This window comes from Streptomyces sp. NBC_00887, from assembly GCF_045207585.1.
Window position 1 is genome coordinate 8,970,466 of record NZ_CP108788.1, and the last position, 16,894, is coordinate 8,987,359.

General features: G+C 67.4%; 11 protein-coding genes and 1 pseudogene. 9 read left to right on the forward strand and 3 right to left on the reverse strand.

Annotated elements, in window-relative coordinates; all coding sequences use genetic code 11:
- Positions 1 to 104: 104 nt before the first annotated feature.
- From OG844_RS40945 to OG844_RS40965, 5 genes are all read left to right on the forward strand, one after another.
- Entirely contained in the window at positions 105 to 2,837 is a 2,733-nt protein-coding gene (locus OG844_RS40945) for a KGGVGR-motif variant AAA ATPase (protein ID WP_406388281.1), read from the forward strand.
- A 724-nt stretch (positions 2,838 to 3,561) separates the two neighbouring features.
- The gene (locus tag OG844_RS40950) at positions 3,562 to 3,735 is read left to right on the forward strand and encodes a hypothetical protein (protein WP_406388280.1); all 174 of its coding nucleotides are present in this window, start codon (positions 3,562 to 3,564) and stop codon (positions 3,733 to 3,735) included.
- 368 nt (positions 3,736 to 4,103) lie between these two features.
- Positions 4,104 to 4,232, forward strand: coding sequence for a hypothetical protein (locus OG844_RS40955; protein WP_406388278.1), 129 nt, complete (start codon positions 4,104 to 4,106; stop codon positions 4,230 to 4,232).
- A gap of 196 nt (positions 4,233 to 4,428) precedes the next feature.
- Positions 4,429 to 4,578, forward strand: a complete 150-nt coding sequence (locus OG844_RS40960) for a hypothetical protein (RefSeq protein WP_406388276.1) — start codon at positions 4,429 to 4,431, stop codon at positions 4,576 to 4,578.
- Between the two features lie 101 nt (positions 4,579 to 4,679).
- A complete protein-coding gene (locus OG844_RS40965) occupies positions 4,680 to 5,627 on the forward strand; it encodes an IS481 family transposase (protein WP_406388275.1) in 948 nt (315 codons plus the stop codon).
- 52 nt (positions 5,628 to 5,679) lie between these two features.
- On the opposite strand, the gene OG844_RS40970 is transcribed toward OG844_RS40965, so the two are convergent.
- Both OG844_RS40970 and OG844_RS40975 read right to left on the reverse strand, forming a co-directional pair.
- A complete protein-coding gene (locus OG844_RS40970) occupies positions 5,680 to 9,783 on the reverse strand; it encodes a trypsin-like peptidase domain-containing protein (protein WP_406388274.1) in 4,104 nt (1,367 codons plus the stop codon).
- A gap of 6 nt (positions 9,784 to 9,789) precedes the next feature.
- Positions 9,790 to 10,101, reverse strand: a complete 312-nt coding sequence (locus tag OG844_RS40975) for a CU044_2847 family protein (protein ID WP_406388272.1) — start codon at positions 10,099 to 10,101, stop codon at positions 9,790 to 9,792.
- A 490-nt stretch (positions 10,102 to 10,591) separates the two neighbouring features.
- Between OG844_RS40975 and OG844_RS40980 the strand changes: the two genes are divergently transcribed.
- The 4 genes and pseudogenes from OG844_RS40980 (at position 10,592) to OG844_RS40995 (ending at position 16,301) form a co-directional block, all read left to right on the forward strand.
- Positions 10,592 to 11,362, forward strand: a complete 771-nt coding sequence (locus OG844_RS40980; RefSeq protein WP_406388270.1) for a hypothetical protein — start codon at positions 10,592 to 10,594, stop codon at positions 11,360 to 11,362.
- Positions 11,363 to 11,916: 554 nt separating this feature from the next.
- Positions 11,917 to 12,384, forward strand: a pseudogene (locus OG844_RS40985) (trehalase-like domain-containing protein); the annotation flags it as partial.
- Positions 12,378 to 12,641 carry a hypothetical protein gene (locus OG844_RS40990; RefSeq protein ID WP_406388269.1) on the forward strand — a complete coding sequence of 88 codons (264 nt, stop codon included), beginning with the start codon at positions 12,378 to 12,380 and terminating at the stop codon, positions 12,639 to 12,641. The pseudogene OG844_RS40985 and the gene OG844_RS40990, both read left to right, overlap by 7 nt.
- A gap of 408 nt (positions 12,642 to 13,049) precedes the next feature.
- A complete protein-coding gene (locus OG844_RS40995) occupies positions 13,050 to 16,301 on the forward strand; it encodes a GH92 family glycosyl hydrolase (protein ID WP_406388267.1) in 3,252 nt (1,083 codons plus the stop codon).
- Positions 16,302 to 16,367: 66 nt separating this feature from the next.
- On the opposite strand, the gene OG844_RS41000 is transcribed toward OG844_RS40995, so the two are convergent.
- Complete coding sequence (locus OG844_RS41000) at positions 16,368 to 16,859, reverse strand: hypothetical protein (protein ID WP_406388266.1); 492 nt, start codon at positions 16,857 to 16,859, stop codon at positions 16,368 to 16,370.
- Between the last annotated feature and the right edge of the window lie 35 nt (positions 16,860 to 16,894).

Here is a 16,894-nt window from a genome sequence, read left to right on the forward strand (position 1 = left end):
ATGAAGAAGACGAAAAGAATGCTCAGGCGTCACTGCACGCACTCATCGCATGGTGCGAGCAGGACTGAGACGTGATGAACAGAGCCGCGGAGGAACTGGGGACCATGGACAGCAGCACAGCGCCTCCCGCGCACCTTTTCAGCTGGGTGGACGTCGACGAGCACCTGGCCCGACTGGCGACTCTGGGAAGGTGGCCGGAGTGGCTCGTCGCCGCTGACGGCTGGTGGGACTGTCTGGAGCTCGTCGTCGACGACGGCACGGACCAGGAGCTGGTGCGGCAGTGGCTGGAGGAGGCGTTCGGGGCGGGCTCCGCGGCTCAGCACGACGGAGTATTGATGCTGGGTCTGGACGACCCACGTACGAACGAGTTCACGGGCCTCCGGGTGCAACTGAGCATCGAGCCGGAGGTGCCCGACGGACCCCTACGGCTACCGCTTCTACGGGAGAAGCACATCACCCGTCACCTGGCGGAGCCATTGCGACGCCCTCAGCGTGACGGTTTCACGAACGACGTCCAGGTGATGGCCTTTCACTCCTTCAAGGGCGGCGTCGGGCGCACGGTGCACGCCGTTGCCGCTGCAGACAAGCTCGCCAGGCGCGGCGGTAACGTTCTGCTGATCGACGCGGACCTGGAGGCGCCCGGTATCTCTTGGATGCACAAGGAGCAGGGCGGTCAGTGCGACTTCAGTTACGAGGACTTCGTCACACTGATTCAGGGTGACGAGGACAACGGCTGGCAGTCGGCCGTGGACATCGCGGCGAAGTACCTGCCCAACCAGCAGGTCGGTCACTACACGGGCGGGGGCCGTCTCACCGTGGTGCCGACCAGCCGTAGGGTGTTGCTTGGGCCGCCGCGTATCGAACCCGCGGACCTGTTCTCCCCAGGCCGTTCCCCCTACCTTCTGACCGAGGCCATCGCTGCACTTGGCGCCCGCATGGGCGCGGACACCGTGATCGTGGACCTGCGTGCGGGAGCGTCCGAGCTGTCCGCGCCGATCCTCCTTGATCCGCGGGTGCAGCGTGTCTTCGTCACCACGCTGAGCCATCAGTCCTTGGCCGGCGTCGAACTGATGGTCCGGCAACTCGGGCAGAAGGCGCCTGCTGTCCAGGGACTGGACCCCGCCAGCTCTGTGATCGTCACTCAGTATCGCCTGGACGCGCACGGTGCGCAGGCAGAGGCTGCCCGTAGCGCGCTTGGCGGCGCACTTGCGGCGACGATCGGACGCCCCACGGCCGACTCCGCGGACGGCACGGAGGCTGTGGATACAGGGCTGCTGGTCCAGCCGGTCATGAGTCCCTTCCGGGAAGAACTCCTGGCTCTGCCCTCCACCTGGGACGCGGTTTTGAGGGTTCTCGGCTCCTGCGGGATCGCCGATGCCCTTGACCCGATTCTTCCTAGCCCCACCCCTCAGCTGCTCCTCACAGGCGGGCCGCCGGATGGGGGCAAGGCGAGGACCGACTACGCGCAGCTGCGGCGGAACCTTGCTCAAACCGCAGGGGAACTGATCCACGCGGAAAAGAAGGGGCTCTCGTCGACCGGCGGATTCCTAGTCACGGACCCTTTGCGTAGGCTTCTGGGCGACCACCGCACTGAGTTGCCGCTTGCGCTCGTGGTCGGTGCGAAAGGGGCCGGAAAGACGTTTCTGTATTCCAAGGCGTGTGCGGCGCGCACGTGGGAGAGATTTGCCGAAAAATCTGGGGTTGACGGAGTTGATCTGCGCGCACCAGTGGTCCCTGTGCTGGAGTCCGCCAACTTGGAGTACGGCGAACTGGAGCCGCAGGACCTTCGCGACGACTTCGCCAGGCAAAACGGTGGCCCAGCGGATGTCGATGCTGCTTCGGGGAGAAGCATCAGTGACAGGTTGAAATCCGGGCTGGCCAGGTTGGACGGTCAGAACGAACTTGCCTGGCGGAGTCTCTGGCTGGAGTGTCTGGCCGTCGCCGCAGGGGTGGAGCCAGCGGACGGACGGAGTCCGGAGGAGGCGCTAGCAGAGCTCGGCAAGCGAGCCAAGGCCGTGTTCGTGATCGACGGCCTGGAGGATCTGCTGCAGAGCCTCGACGCTGAGGTGAAGAGCACGGCGCTGCGGGTGCTGCTGATCGATGTACTTGGCTGGCTCCGATCCCTGCGCGGGCGGCCCTTCGGGCTCATGGTTTTCGTCCGCAGGGACCTGGTCACCTGGGCTGTACGGCAGAACAGCGGTCAACTTCTCGGCCGGTACGACCGCTATGCACTGCACTGGAGTAAGGAGGAAGCCCTGCGGCTCGCGCTTTGGGTAACCGCACACGCGCAAGCCCTGCCCACTCCTGTGGACCTTGTCGCGGTCACTGAACTTTCCGAGGACGATTTGGTACAGAGCCTCGTTCAAGTGTGGGGTTGGAAGATGGGGACGGAGAAGTCGCGGGAGGCACGTTCGCACCTGTGGGTGCCTGCGGCACTCGGAGACTTCAATAACCAGGTTCAGGCTCGGGACGTCGTGGTGTTCCTTGCCAAGTCTGCCGAACTCTCTAGCTCTTACGACACGGTCGAGGACCGGGTCCTGGTGCCTGGCGCGATGCGAAAGGCACTGCTTGCGTGCAGCAAGAACAAGATCGAGTCGATTCGGGCCGAGAATCGTGAAATCGGTGAGCTACTCACCAAGCTGGAGCGTCTGGAGACCCAGGTCACTGTCCCGTTCGAACTCGAACGGGTCGGTCTCACGGTTCAGGAAGCGGATACGCTCATCGACTCCGGGGTTTTCAGCAAAGGCACGGACGGCCGCTACTGGGTTCCGGAGATCTACCGGCACGGCCTGGGTTTCAACAGCGAGCGCCGGGCGCGGGTGCTTTGGGGTGGATAGCATTCCCGAGCTGGTGGGGTGATCTCTGGGCGCGCAGGTTGTCGACCGGGCCGGAATGGCGTGTACCGGTGGGGCTATGCCTGCGGCCGAGGCGACGGTCGTTTCACCGAGGAAATGGTTCTGGAAAGACTCAAGAAGTCGGACGCGGTGTACCACTCGACACCGGGCGGAATCGACCGTGATGGTGGCGGGCGAACTGCTGTGTCTCACCCCGCTTCGACTTCCGGGACTTCCGCGTGCGCATCGCGGAGTATTCGAACGTAGAGGAGCGCGGCGCGTTCCATCTGGATACCTTCGGCAGTGGGCCGTGGCTGGGAAGCGCCTGATGAGTCCCGGGTCCACCGCCAAGACCAAGACCTGGCCGGCGCCGAGTTCCAGGTCTTCGGTGAGGCCGCCGACCCCGAGGACTCTGCCCGCCATCCCTGACCCCCGCTATCGACCCGGGAGGTCTTCGCGTGGACGAGGCCCGGGACTTCCGACTGGAGGTGACGACCGAGCTCTGCCGTGCCCCGGAGGACGCCGTGCTGACCTGTCTGCGTGACCTCGCGGTTTTGACGAGCTGCTGGAGGCACGCATCTGAATCGCCCCGACGTGGCACTCCTCGTCCAGGATGGTACCTTCGTCGGCTGGAGTCTGACCGAACCGGCCCGTTATGTGACCACGGGGTTCGCCGCCCCCGACCCGGCGCCCCGCCCCGTCCACCCGGCTCCTGTTCTCCACGTGCATGGACCTCGTCAGCACGCCGTGGCTGGACGCGATGCGGCGCCGTGATCCGGCCGCAGTGTCCGGCCTGCGGGGACTTGACCACAGGCTGCGCGACCAGCGTAAGGATCGGAACCGGGCCGACGCGCTCCTCGCTGTGATCGGCGAGCTGGTCGAGGACTACGGGAGCCGGTGACGGTCGGTCGATTCGACAGTGAGTCCTTCTGGTCTTGTCGCGGCGACATGTTCACCCCAGTCACGTTCGGCCCTCTGCTGAAGTAGGAGCGCGCGCAACTCCATTGCAGCACTGGACTGTTCGTGCAGACCAACCGTGAGGGTACGCTGCGGGTTGCCGTAACGGATGTTGGTCGATACCAACAGGGACAATGCCGACCGGCAGGTACGGCTGTCGTTCCTCGGGTAGGGCTGCGTGTGTCGTCACTGTAGGGGTGATGTCCGGCCGCACCAACTGAGCGAGCCCAAGCTCTGGGCAGGGCTGGGCGAGCGGTGCCGCGCGGCGATGTAGGCCTGGGGGACGCGCGAGCAACTCCCGGTGACGCGCCCGTGGTGCTGAACGAGCACGATGGCCACTGGGGAGCGTTCGCCTGTCTTCCGAAGCTGGCCGTCGCGCCGACCTCCGGTGGCGCCGCCGGTGATCTCGCCGGTGAACTTGAACGCGGGCAGCGGCTGTAGCCCACCTGCACGGCCGAGGAACTTGCCCTTCACCTCGCCATCCGCGGCGCGGGAGACCGCCGGGCGAAGGCGACGTTATGGGTGACCACGGGAGGCTACTCACTCTCCGTGACGACTAGTCCCCCTAGATGCTGACCCATGCAAAACCATGTTCCGCAATGCCCTCGGCAATGGATGGATCGATCAAGAAGCGAAGTTGGCTTCGGTACTCCTGCGGACTTACCGCAATCTGGTTCACCCGCTCGCCGAGAAGCGAGCCAAGCACAGCGCGGACTTCGATACAGCCGACCTGTGCTGGTCCACAGTCAACGCCGTCCTCAACGACCCGGCGGCGAGCAACGTCTAGCTGTATTGATCACGAGCGTTGTTGACACAGGGGTCTTGATCAAAGGCGCAGACCTCCGGTGTGGTGGAGCTGTCTAGGACTGCACCGCACTGGAGGTCTTCGTGTCCCACCGTAATGCCCGGCTGACCGTCTTTGGCAGGAGACTGCTGGTCGAACGTGTCTGTTCGGGCCGTCCTGTCGCGCACGTTGCTGCGGAGATGGGCGTCTCCAGGGCAACGGCGCACAAGGGGATGCGCCGCTGGCGGAACGAGGGTGAGGCGGGGCTCCATGACCGGTCCAGCAAGCCGCTCACGACACCGCACCTCACCTCGCCCGACGTCGAGGCCAGGGTGTGCCGCCTGCGGACCGACCGCAAGCTGGGCCGTGCCCGGATCGGCCCGGTCCTGGGCCTTCCCGCCTCGACCGTCCACCGCATCCTGACCCGGCACCGGCTGGCCTGGATCGACCGCCCCACAGGCACCGTGATCCGCCGCTACGAACGCGAACGGCCCGGCGAACTCATCCACGTCGACGTGAAGAAGCTCGGACGGATCCCCGACGGCGGCGGACACAAGACCCTTGGCCGCCAGGCCGGCCGGGCCACCCGCAGCCAGATGGGCTTCGACTACGTCCACTCCGCCGTCTACGACCACTCCCGCCTGGCCTACAGCGAGATCCATCCCGACGAGAAGGTTGCGACCTGCGCGGACTTCCTCACCCGCGCGGCCGCGTTCTTCCACAGCCACGGCATCACCCGCATCGAACGCGTGCTGACCGACAACGCCTGGGCCTACCGCAAGGGCCTGGCCTGGAAAGCAGCCCTCACCAAGCTGGAAGCGACCGGGAAACTCACCCGGCCCTATCGCCCCCAGACCAACGGCAAAGTCGAACGGTTCAACCGCACCCTGCTCGACGGATGGGCCTCCCTACGGCCCTACACCAGCAACGACGAACGGTCTCTGGCCCTGGCAGACTTCCTGCACACCTACAACCACCACCGCTGCCACACCGCACTCGACGGACACCCGCCGATCAGCCGCGTCAACAACGCTGAGGGGCAATACATCTAGCCCTCAGTAGGGAACGGGAGCGCGTAGCTACGGTTCGGCCGATTGTCCACATTCAAAGCCTCAGGTGTTCCGGCTCACCCACCGGCGGTGTACTACTCACCTCCCCTAGCGATAGTGCGAGGAGCCCGTGGTCGAGCCCAACGATCAGCCGCTGTGACACCCATGTGACGGCAAGTGCAGGATGATGTACGGGAATCTCTTCAACCAGCGCTTGGCCCGACACGTCCCACAGGCGTACGGTCCTGTCGCTACTGGCGCTGGCGAGGAATGTCCCGCCCTCACCGATCATGCTCACTGCGTTTACTGCGCCCGAGTGGCCTGAGAGGGCTCCGATGGGTTCGCCACGCGCGGCATCCCACAGGCACACTTCTCCATGTGCGTGCGCGGTGGCGAGCGCGGTCTGCCCCATCATGGGCAGCGCGCACATTGCAAGGGTCTCGGTTGCGGCGACCAATTTGTGGCGCTGACCAGAGGTGGCGTCCCACAACCACACCGCGCCGTCCTGACCGTCCGTAGCCGTTGCGACGTATGGTTGGCCAGCGATTTCCAGGGGACACATGGCGTAGATCCCGCTATGGAAGCGGGCAAAGTGTGCGGTCTCGTTGCTCAGTGGGTCCCAAAGCCATGCGCTTCCGTCGGTGTGGCCCGTAGCTAGTAGCGTTTGGTCGCCGACGCGCACGGAGCACACGGTGTAGGCGGGTTTGTTGCCTGGACGTCGAGACGACCGCGGCACGGCTTCCGTAAGGTCGGACAGCCACACTGCTCCGTCGTCACCGCACCCGGCGAGGTACGACCGGTTGAGGTGGGTCACGGTACATAGAGCCCGCACCCAGTCGTGATTTCCACTCAACGAGTTGACGACCGAGCCAGAGCCAGGATCTCGCAGTTGGGTCACGCCGTCGTCACCGCCAGCGGCCAATAGCAAACCGTTACCGCTGGATGCGGGGGAGAGCGCGCGTACAGCGCTCACACTGCTGGCGCGCGGCGCCGACGGGTCCCACAGCCGCACGGTGTGGTCGGCGCCCCCACTGGCGATCAGGTCTCGGCCGTTGACGTGCAGCACGCAGAGGGAGTCCACGGAGTCGGAATGGCCTTGGAGGGTGATGGCGATGCGGCCGCTCTCCGGGTCCAGCAGTCGGACCAGGTCGCCGCTCGGGCTGGCAAGCAGCGACTTTCCCTCGACTGTGAGGGCGCGCAGTCTAAAGGCCAGGTCCTCCCCGGGGAGGGTACTTACACACCAGCCGCTGATCGGGTCCCACAGACGAACCGTCTTGTCGTCTCCGAGACTTGCCAGCAGGGTGTGATCTCCCATCTCCACCGCGGACAGGGCGATGACGGAACTCTCGTGCCCTTCGAGGATGTGGACGCGTTCGCCGGTGTCGGGACGCCAGAGAATGATGGAGCGGTCATCTTCGTCTCCGCCCGACGCCAGGAGAGTTCCGTGGTTGACCGCTACCGTGCACACACTCTCGACCCAGCCGCCGTGCTCCGACAGGACCGCTGTGCACTCTCGGGAGGCGGGATCCCAGATCCGGACTGTTCCGTCCGCGCTCCCTGTTGCAAGGCGAGGCCCGTCGGCCGTTTCGAAGGCACACAGATCTCGGATCGAGCTGACGTGGCCGCGCAGGTACCCCGCTGCGCGTCGCAGGGACTCGTTCCACAGCCAGACGTCCCTGTCCGCAGCGAGAGCGAGGTAAGTCTGCCCGTCGACGATCAGGCCGCACATCGCACTGACGCGCCCGAACTTGGGAGTGAGGCGTCGTACCGTCCGGGCGGTCACTGGGTCCCAAAGCCGGACGGTCCCGTCGCCGGCGGCGCTGGCGAGCAGGGTGCCGGTCGGGGGGCCGAGGGCGCATACAGCGCGGATCTCGCCGCTGTGGCCCTCTAGAATTGCGTCTTCGGCGCGGGAGGCGACTGCTGCCCACTCGGCTCGGTATGGCCCCTTCACTGCCAAGGGCCCGTAGACCTGTCCGAATCCTTCCTGCGCCTCGGTTACGCTGAAAAGGGCCGCGCGCCTGGTGGGGACACAGTCGATGGCTTGCGGCGTCCGGCGTAGAACCTGGGCGCGTTCCTTGGCCGCCCGGGAGACCGCCGAACTGCTCGCCGGGATGAGGCGTCGCAGATCTGCGTGGAGCGCGTACTCCGCGTCCGCAAGCAGCTCGTCGATGACCCGGCCGCCCACGGCGTGCCGGGGTAGCGAACGCAGCAGGTACGCGGGCGCACGGTCCCAGCCCAGCCGTCGGCCGTAGGAGATGAAGGAGCGCGTGAGGGCGCGCTCGTCGGTCACGTTCGATCCGAGCTGCGCGCGATTTTGCCGCAGCGCGTCATTCAGGGCTTGGTGGAATAGCCGGAACACACCCGTGTTCTGATCGCTGACGCCGCTCTCGATGAGAAAGTTCGCGGCTGACGAGCGTGCCAGAGAACGGAGCTGGTTCTCAGTGAGGTGGTGGCCCGTAAGTTTCTCCACTGCAGCGCTCCACAACGGCAGTGGGAGCCCTGGAGCCTCGGCGTAGGCCAGGACGCTTAGGGCATCAGCCGCCGGAGCGCCGTCAACTGCAGGCAGTCGTGAGAGGTATTCCTCCAGTGCTGCAGCGACGGTGGGCGTGAAGGCAATATCTGCGGGCGCAACAGCGCGAGTATCGTGCAGGCCGTGAGCGCGCGCGGTGAGACCGGCCACGAGAAAGTTCGCGTCGGCGAGTTCTGCGATGCGGGCAGCAACCGGGCGCGCGGTGCGCTTGTCGGCATATGGGTTATCGGGCCGCTCGTCGCCCAACAGTTGGAGCGTAGCCATGGTGTACGCGGCGAGGTCCGCTGTGGCGAAGAACTCGGGAGTGTCCAAGTCGATGACACGGACCGCCGCGCCGAATGGGTCGAGCAAGCTACCGGCGTCGTCCCTGCGGCGGCTACCAACTAGAACCCGGACATGGAGATCCGCGCAAGTCTCAGCCAGCGGGATGGCAATGTGTCGCGCGATCAGGCGGGCCTGCTGCGCGCTGGTGGCCTCGTCAAGAGCGTCGATGACGATGACGAAGGGCGTTTGCGCGGAGGCGGCTCGTTCGGACAGCGCGGCCCGCAGTACGGAGGCCAGGTCGCTCGCGCGTTCGGGTGGCGCGGCCGAGGCCGCAGCGGCAATCTCCTCGGCTACCTCGAGAGCGGTCTTTCCCTTGGCGTGAACGGCGCAGGAGACCGCACCGAGGGGGGCACGCAGGGCGTCGTCATCCGCCGGGAGTGACGCGGCGATACCGAAATCTGCTGAGGTGACCACGCGCCCGAGTACTGCGGACTTGCCCACGCCGGGTGACCCGGTCACCATCAAGACTTTCCGCGGTGCGGTGACGCAGGTCATCCAGCCGATGATCTCGGCGAGCGCTGCGGTGCGGCCTCGGAACCGGAAGCCCTTTTCGGAGTCGGTGCTCACGCCGCGGGCGCGCGGCTTCCAGTGCCGGCCAGCTTCCGGGTCGTCGTCCAGCGTCCAGCCCCACGCCGCGAGCGCTGTTTCGCCCGCTGCCTCGGCCGACCAGTCGGCGAGCAGCGCGATCTTTTGTTCGGGCAGACACCTATCGGCCTGATAGAGCGTAAAGGCTCGGGCGTCACCCGAGCCGCTGGCTTGCCCGACCAGACCCACGATCGCCTGGTACGTCGATGACCACAATGCGGCACCGCTATAGCCGGGCTTGACGGGATAACGCGATGCCGTGTCGAGTCGCACCCACCCGTAGGCGAGCGCTTCGCCGACCGTCCCGTCCGACGAATTGCCGAATAGGTCGCCGTCGGGGAACCCGAATGCCCACCACGCGTCACCTACGAGGGCGGAAGGCGTCGGCCGCCGCAGTCGCCCTGCCGGCTCACCGGAGACCGGCTCCGAGAGTACGAGGACGGCTACGTCCTGCGCGCGGTGCTTTGCTGGAGCTTCCGGCGCGAACACATCTCGTACTCGGAAGCGCCGGTCCATGAACTGGTCCGACTTGGGGAAGGCCACCCACAGCTCCCGCGTTCTTTCCCACGTTGGGCATGCGACATGCGCGCAGGTAAGCACCCGATGGTCGTCTATGAGGAAGCCGGATCCCAGGGCCTTTTCGTCGTGCTCCGTGCCGTGTGCTGCGGCTACCCAGGCATCGGTGCCCGGGCGCGGGCCCGAACCGACAGCGGCGTTCATCGAGGCTCAGGCCCCGTCCGCCGCCTCGGGTCGCCAAACCATGGACACCTCGAAGTTCGCGTCCGTCGAAGCCTTGGCCACGAGCCAGTTGGCCGTCCCACTGACCTTGATGCCGAATTTCACCTGGACCTCCGCAGGGCGGAGCGCCACAGCCTGGTCGAGTACTGTCCGGGCGGCTTCCACAGCCGGCCGTACCGCTTCGCGGACCTGGCCCACGATCTCTGCGGCGCTGACCTGGTGGAACTCGTCTGTCGGCTCGATCTCGAACCGGATGACCGTCTCGTCGTCCAGCGCGTACGACACCACCTGATCTGCCATTGCGGCCCCCTCGATAGATTGCGAACACAGCTTAGAGCCAAGCCGTCGCTCACATGGGTAGTTGGCTGACCGCGCGGGCTGCCCGATGCGTCGCTCTTGCTCCTTCCCCGTGCTGCCCCCGCCGAGTTCATCGCGGTCGAGGGTAGCCACGGTACTGATCAGGTCCACGTGGGTCCGGATACCCTGGGGTTGCCTTAACGGAGTTTGGTGGATACGAACGTCGATAATGCGGACCGCCGGGTGCGGCTGTCGTTCCTCGGGTAGGTCCCAAGAGGTGGGACTGTAGGGGTGTTTCTCGGCCGCACCAAGTGAGAGGGACCAGCTCTGGCGGGTGACCCAGGCGACCGGGTGACCTCCGTCTCAGGGCAGGTGGGCAGCCCGCTCTCTACGTCTTCAGCCGCACTACATCGAATCGACCTTCAAGGACGCCTTCACCCGGCTCGGTGGCCGGATCGTCAAGCGCGAACAGGGGCGTTACGAGATAGCCAACGTGCCCCAGCACATCCGCTCGGCAGGCAGCGGACCGATCGCCACCAAGTACAACCGCATCTCCTTCGACCTTAGCCACGTCCAGCCTGACGACCGCGCCCGCGCCGACCTGCTCGCCCCCGGCCACCCGCTGCACGACGCCGTCATGGACGAAACCATCCGGAACTTCGGGGGCGCGCTGAACCAGGGCACCGTCCTCGTCTCAGCCACCCTCAAGGAAGCGCACCTCCTCGTCGGGGTCGTCGAGGAGGTCGCGGACGCCACCGGTGAGTCGGTGGCCCGACGGTTCGCCTACGCCTACGTCGACAGCCACGGCACCGTGCACCCGGCCGGCCCCGCGCCCTACCTGGACTGTGCCGCGGCGCCGAACGGCGCGGCGACCCACGTTGCATGTGGCCTTCCCTGGCTCGCAGACGCCGAGGACAAGGCAACCAGCTGGATCATCGCCAACCAACTTCCCGAATACCTGGCCGAGGTCCAGCCCCGTCGCCTGGCGGAGTTGATCAGGACCCGGGAACTGGTGACCAAGCGTCTGACCTCGGAGACCGAGCGGTTGCTCCTCGATGCTGCGGCAGCCGCCGAGAAGGAACGGAGGGGCGAAAAGCCCAAGGAGTCCGCCGAGAGCCTCCGCCGCAAGGCTGTCGAACTCGATGTACGCCTTCGAAGGCGTCTCGCACTGCTCGATCAGCAGCAGCTGATGTCGACGAAGCCACCGCAGATCCTCACCGCGGCGCTTGTGCTGAGCGTTTCCGATCTACCCTCTTGCGACTGAAGAGCGCCCGAGGACGCCCTCGCGGCGGAAACCCGGACCGTCGCCCACCAACTCGCCCACGACCAGGGTGTCGACCCCGCGGTCCTCGCCGCCGCGTCCATCATCGAGATCGTCACCGCCTGCCACCCCGACACGGCGAGCGGGCTGGCCTGGCTCATCGCCCAGTCCAAGCCCCGCGCCCGCCCTGCCCCGCGAACTCGTCCAAGCGACACGGCCGTTCGCAACCCTCGTGGAGGGCTGGCCCGCTGTGCGCGCCCTGCCCGGCGGACCGGAACTCCTGGCAACCCCGACACAGAGCGCTCACCGCATACCGCGACCACCGGGCTCCCCAGTGGCCTCGCGACGGTGTCCTCCACGCCCTGATCGACTCCCACCTCCGCACCGGCGGCTATCCGGCGGGCACCAGCAGCACGCCGTGGCACCTCGCCCGGGCCGCCGCCCTCTCCACCATGCGCACCAAGCGCCCGCAGCACCCCATGATCCACCGAGCCGCAACGAACGGACCATCATGAGCAGCCCATCGAGAACTACGCCCTGTAGGAGACCTCCAGACCGCCGCCCTGATCAGCAGAACCGGGAGCGTGGACTGGGGGTGTCTGCCCCGGTTCGACAGCCCGGCCCCGTTCGCCGGGCTCCTGGGCACCCGTGAGCACGGCTTCCGGCAGCTGGGACCCGCCGCCGACGACGGGCTGCCCGCTCCCGCCGACCACCGCCAGTACCAGCGCGACTCCCTCGTCCTGGACAGCTTCTGGATTACCGAGGACGGCACCCTGCAGATCACCGACTTCATGCCGCCCTGGGACGCGCGGACCACCCAGCCCCGCCTGATCCGCATCGCCCAGGTCCTCACCGGACAGATGACGGTGCGCTCGGAGTTCCGGCCTCGGATGGACTACGGGGGAACGACGCCCCGGATCACGGTCACCGACGGCCGGGCCTCGGCCGTCGCCGGCCCCGCACGCTCTCTACCTCGACGCCGAGTCGGACACCACCGTCCGCACCCACCCAGCCGCGCATGCTGAAGACTGCGGAGTACCACCTGATCCGGATGGCCGCCGCCGAGGGAACGACCGGGGAGTACGCGTGGGAGAAGGGTTTGACGCAGTTCCGGGCCAACTACATAGCGCGCACGGTCCGAAGGACTCTGGAGGCCGCCACGCTCCACGCTCTGATCAGACGGGCCTGGCAGCGGCAGCTGCTCGGCCCCACTCCGTTCTCCGCCGACTTGGCCCGGATGCACGTTCAGCAGCCGGCGGAGCCGGATCTCGGCTTCACGTGATTGTCCGCTCGCCAGCGGCTACCGGTTGGCGCTCCGAGTCTGGGGATTCCGTCCCATCCTGTACCTCGACGTGCCCGACGAGGTCTCGGCCCAAGCCGTCGCGCGGTTCCTCTCCGGCCGCGAGGGCTACGCCCACCTCCGTGTGCCGTTGGGTGGCGCATCCGCCTCGCAGGCCGGCCGCGCGCCAGGGCAGGCAGGTCACTTGTCGACGCCCCGTTCTGCAGAATCGATTCATCGCGTCAGGATTTGCCCCCCGCTCAGCCAGTGACATCCGGGGTGGTGGGGGGTTACGGTGCCAACGAACAGAGTGACAACGTTGTCAGTCGGTCAGGATTCGAAGGGAAATACCCCATGCGGTTTGCTTTCAGACCGTTCCGTCCCCGTGCTTCCGGTATAACAGCCGGTCTGATGGCCGCCGTCCTCGTGAGTGGTGGAGTGGTCGGCATCGCCCAGCCCGCCGCCGCCTCGGACGCGGAACCGATCGATCTGGTCAATCCGTTCGTCGGAACCCAGAACTTCGGCAACACCTTCCCCGGGGCGAGCGCGCCGTTCGGCATGGTTCAGGTCAGTCCGGACACCGGCGGCCAGGGCGGATACGACTACAAGCAGGACTCGATCTACGGATTCAGCCAGACGCACCTGTCCGGCGTCGGCTGCGGCGTCATGGGCGAGCTGCCCATCATGCCGACCACGGGCGCGGTCGACTCCGTGGACCCGAACGCCTACCGCTCCCCGTACAGCCACGACGACGAGCAGGCCAGTCCCGGCTATTACCGGGTGGGACTGAAGAAGTACGACGTCGACGCGGAACTCACCGCCACCGAGCGCACCGGGTGGCAGCGCTACACCTTCCCCTCCACCGGTTCGGCCAACGTCCTGTTCAACACGGGCAAGGCCAACCAGTCCGTGCTGGACTCCGAGGTGCACGTCGTCGGTGACCGCACCATCGAGGGCCGGGTGCACGCCGGGGGCTTCTGCGCCGGGCACGACGAGCACACGGTGTACTTCAGTGCCACCTTCGACCGGCCCTTCAAGGCCTACGGCACATGGGACGGCGCAGACCCCGAGCCCGGCACGCGAGACGCGGAGGGAGGCGGCCAGAACGGCGCCTGGGTGACCTTCGACGCGACCACCGACCGGGACGCCGTCCTCAAGGTGGGGCTGTCCTACACCGGTGTGGAGGGCGCCCGTAAGAACCTGGCCGCGGAGACCAAGGAGTCCTTCGACTTCGACGGCACGCGCAAGGCGTTGCAGGACACCTGGAAGAAGCAGCTGGATTCCATCCGGGTGGGCGGAGGCGCGGCGGACCGGCAGAAGGCCTTCTACACCGCGCTCTACCACAGCCAGTTGCACCCGAACCTCGCCGGTGACGTCGACGGCATGTACCAGGGGTTCGACAACAAGACGCACACGGCAAAGGACTACACGCCGTACCAGAACTTCTCGCTCTGGGACACCTACCGGCCGCAGAACCAGCTTCTGCAGATGCTGGAGCCGAAGGTCGCCCGGGACGTCGCGCTGTCGGTCGTCGCGGCTGGCCGGGACGGCGGCTGGCTGCCCCGCTGGGCGCTCGCCAACAGCGAGACCAACATCATGACCGGTGACCCCGTCACGCCCTTCCTCGTAGAGGCCTGGTCGAAGGGTCTGCTCGCCGGACACGAGGCAGAGACCTATGCGTTGCTGAAGAAGAACGCGACCAGCACCCCGCCCGCCGACTCGCCGTACAACGGACGCTCGGGATCGGACCACTACACCGAGCGCGGCTACATCCCGTCAGGACTCGAGCTCGGCAAGGACTGCGCGGACAAGGGCGGCGACAACGACTGCAAGCACCCGGCGTCGGCGACGATGGAGTACTCCGCCGCCGATGCGTCGCTCGCACTGATGGCCGACCGGCTCGGACACAAGTCGGACGCCCGGATGTTCGCCACGCGCGGGCAGTGGTACCGGAACCTGTGGGACTCCTCGATCCAGCAGTTCCGGCCGCGGACGGCCGACGGCACCTGGCTCACGCCGTACGACCCGGTCGAGGCGGCGCACCAGTTCCATGAGGGCGGCGCGTACCAGTACCAGTGGCTGGTACCGCAGGACCCGGCTGGTCTCGTCAGCCTGATGGGCGGCCGGAGCGCCACCGAGAAGCGGCTCGATTCCTTCTTCGTCCACGACAAACTGCTCACCGACCCGGCGGGCACCGCTCGGAACGACTGGATCTCGCAGCCGTACGACTACTACGGCAAGCCGACGTACAACCCGAACAACGAGCCGGACCTGCACGCCCCGTACATGTACAACTGGGTCGGCGCCCCGGCGAAGACCGCGACCGTGGTGCGTGCGGCGATGACGCTGTTCACCAACGGGCCGGACGGGATGACGGGCAACGACGACCTGGGCACCATGTCGGCCTGGTACGTCTTCTCCTCCCTCGGCCTCTACCCGACGATGAGCGGCGGCGACTTCCTGGCCGTGTCCAGCCCGCAGTTCGAGTCGGCGACCGTCCGGATCGGCAGCTACCCCAAGGCGTCCGGCACCAAGGGTCAGGGCGGCACGCTGACGATCGAGGCACCCGGAGCGAGCGACACGAAGCGGTACGTGCAGAGCGTGGCCCTGAACGGCCGGGACGTACCCCAGACCTGGCTGAGCTGGAACAAGCTCGCGCACGGCGGAACCCTTGCCCACCGGCTCGGGACCTCCCCCTCCTCATGGGGCACGGGCAAGGGCGCCCAGCCGCCCTCCGTCAACCAGGCATCCCCCGACAGCCGCAAGCACGTCGACGCGTCGCTGCGTCCCGCCTCGGCGGTCGTCCCCACGGGTGACGCCGCACAGATCGCGAAGTTCACGCTGGACGTCCTCGGGCAGGCACCCGGCAAGCTGAACGTGTCGGTCACGGCGAAGGTGCCCAGCGGCTGGAAGGCCACGACGGCACAGCGTTCACCACTGGTGATCGATTCCGGTCATCTCCCGGTGCAGAAGGAGGTGTCGCTCGGCATCACCGTGCCGCCGGGCGTCGCGGCCGGGTCCTACCCGGTGGAGGTGAAGGTCGCGGGCCGAGGGACGAACTCGGTCACCCGCAAGGCCACCGTCGCGGTGGGAGCCGCCACGACCTGCGCGAGTGAGGCGAACGGGCAGTGCGCAGTGGACCTGCGCGCGGACCTCGGCCACGACGGCACGGCCACGGTGGCGAACTCCGACGAGGGCGACTTCGACGGGCATGGCTGGAGCTATGACGGCGACCTGCTGCCCAAGGCGGGGCCGGTCACGTGGGACGGGGTGACGTACGACGCGCCGGACCCCACCGGCACGGCGAACAACTTCCTCGAAGCAAGCGGGCAGGCCCTCCTGCTGCCCGCCGGACAGCACAGTGCGCTGCGGCTGGTCGGCTCGGCGCACAACGGTCCTGTGACCACCACACTGACCGTGCACTACACGGACGGCAGCAGCACGGAGGCACCGGTGACGTTCGGCGACTGGGCGGGCTCCGCGCCGGACGGCGGCACGGTCGTCCTCGACATGCCGCACCGCATCAAGCGGGGCAGCGGTGTCGACGGGCCGTCCATTCGGCTCTTCGGTACGGCCGCCGAGCTCGACGGGGGCAAGACGGTCCGTTCGGTCTCGCTGCCGGACGACTCCCGCGTCGAGATCTACGCGATGACGCTCGTTTAGAGAGGGACGGCGGACCGCCGAAACCCAGCCTGCGGTGCGCCGTTCCGGATCGGCGCACCCCTCTCATCAGGGCCTCGGCGCGAAAGCGCCGGGGCCCTTCGCGTGCTCGCCCACCCCGACATCCGGCCCACCGTCCAACTGGCGCCGACGCCTGCCCGAACGGGACGGCCACGGCTGCCGTGCCGTCGGCATCTCCGGGTACGACGCCGGCCACGGACACCGTGACGACCTTCCGCTCCTCCTCACCATGACAGGAGCCGCCCGGGTGTACGCGGTGAGCGGCCCACGGCAGTACGGGCACCGCCGGTCGAGCGCGGTGGGCTGCCCGTCACGGCCGAGGGCCCGCTCGACGCGGGCGCGGCGGGTGGTCGCGGCGATCTTGTCGGCGAGCAGTGGCCGGACCGCGGTGAACAGGTCGCCGTCGGCCTCCTCGCCGAGCGCGCGCCCTTCCAGCCATACGGCGGCCCAGTGCAGCCCGTACGCACGGCTGCCCGGGTCGGTGGGGGACGCGTAGCTCCAGCGCGCGGGGTCGGCAAGGTCGGCCGCAGCGGGCGCCACCGCATAAGCGTGGCGTCCGGGGTGCGGCGGCCTAC

What these genes read in the sequence shown, in the direction of transcription:
- OG844_RS40945 (WP_406388281.1), top strand. Translation starts at nt 105, where the DNA reads ATGGACAGCAGCACAGCGCCTCCCGCGCACCTTTTCAGCTGGGTGGAC.
- OG844_RS40950 (WP_406388280.1), top strand. Translation starts at nt 3,562, where the DNA reads ATGGACCTCGTCAGCACGCCGTGGCTGGACGCGATGCGGCGCCGTGAT.
- OG844_RS40970 (WP_406388274.1), bottom strand. Translation starts at nt 9,783, where the DNA reads ATGAACGCCGCTGTCGGTTCGGGCCCGCGCCCGGGCACCGATGCCTGG.
- OG844_RS40975 (WP_406388272.1), bottom strand. Translation starts at nt 10,101, where the DNA reads ATGGCAGATCAGGTGGTGTCGTACGCGCTGGACGACGAGACGGTCATC.
- OG844_RS40990 (WP_406388269.1), top strand. Translation starts at nt 12,378, where the DNA reads ATGCTGAAGACTGCGGAGTACCACCTGATCCGGATGGCCGCCGCCGAG.
- OG844_RS40995 (WP_406388267.1), top strand. Translation starts at nt 13,050, where the DNA reads ATGGCCGCCGTCCTCGTGAGTGGTGGAGTGGTCGGCATCGCCCAGCCC.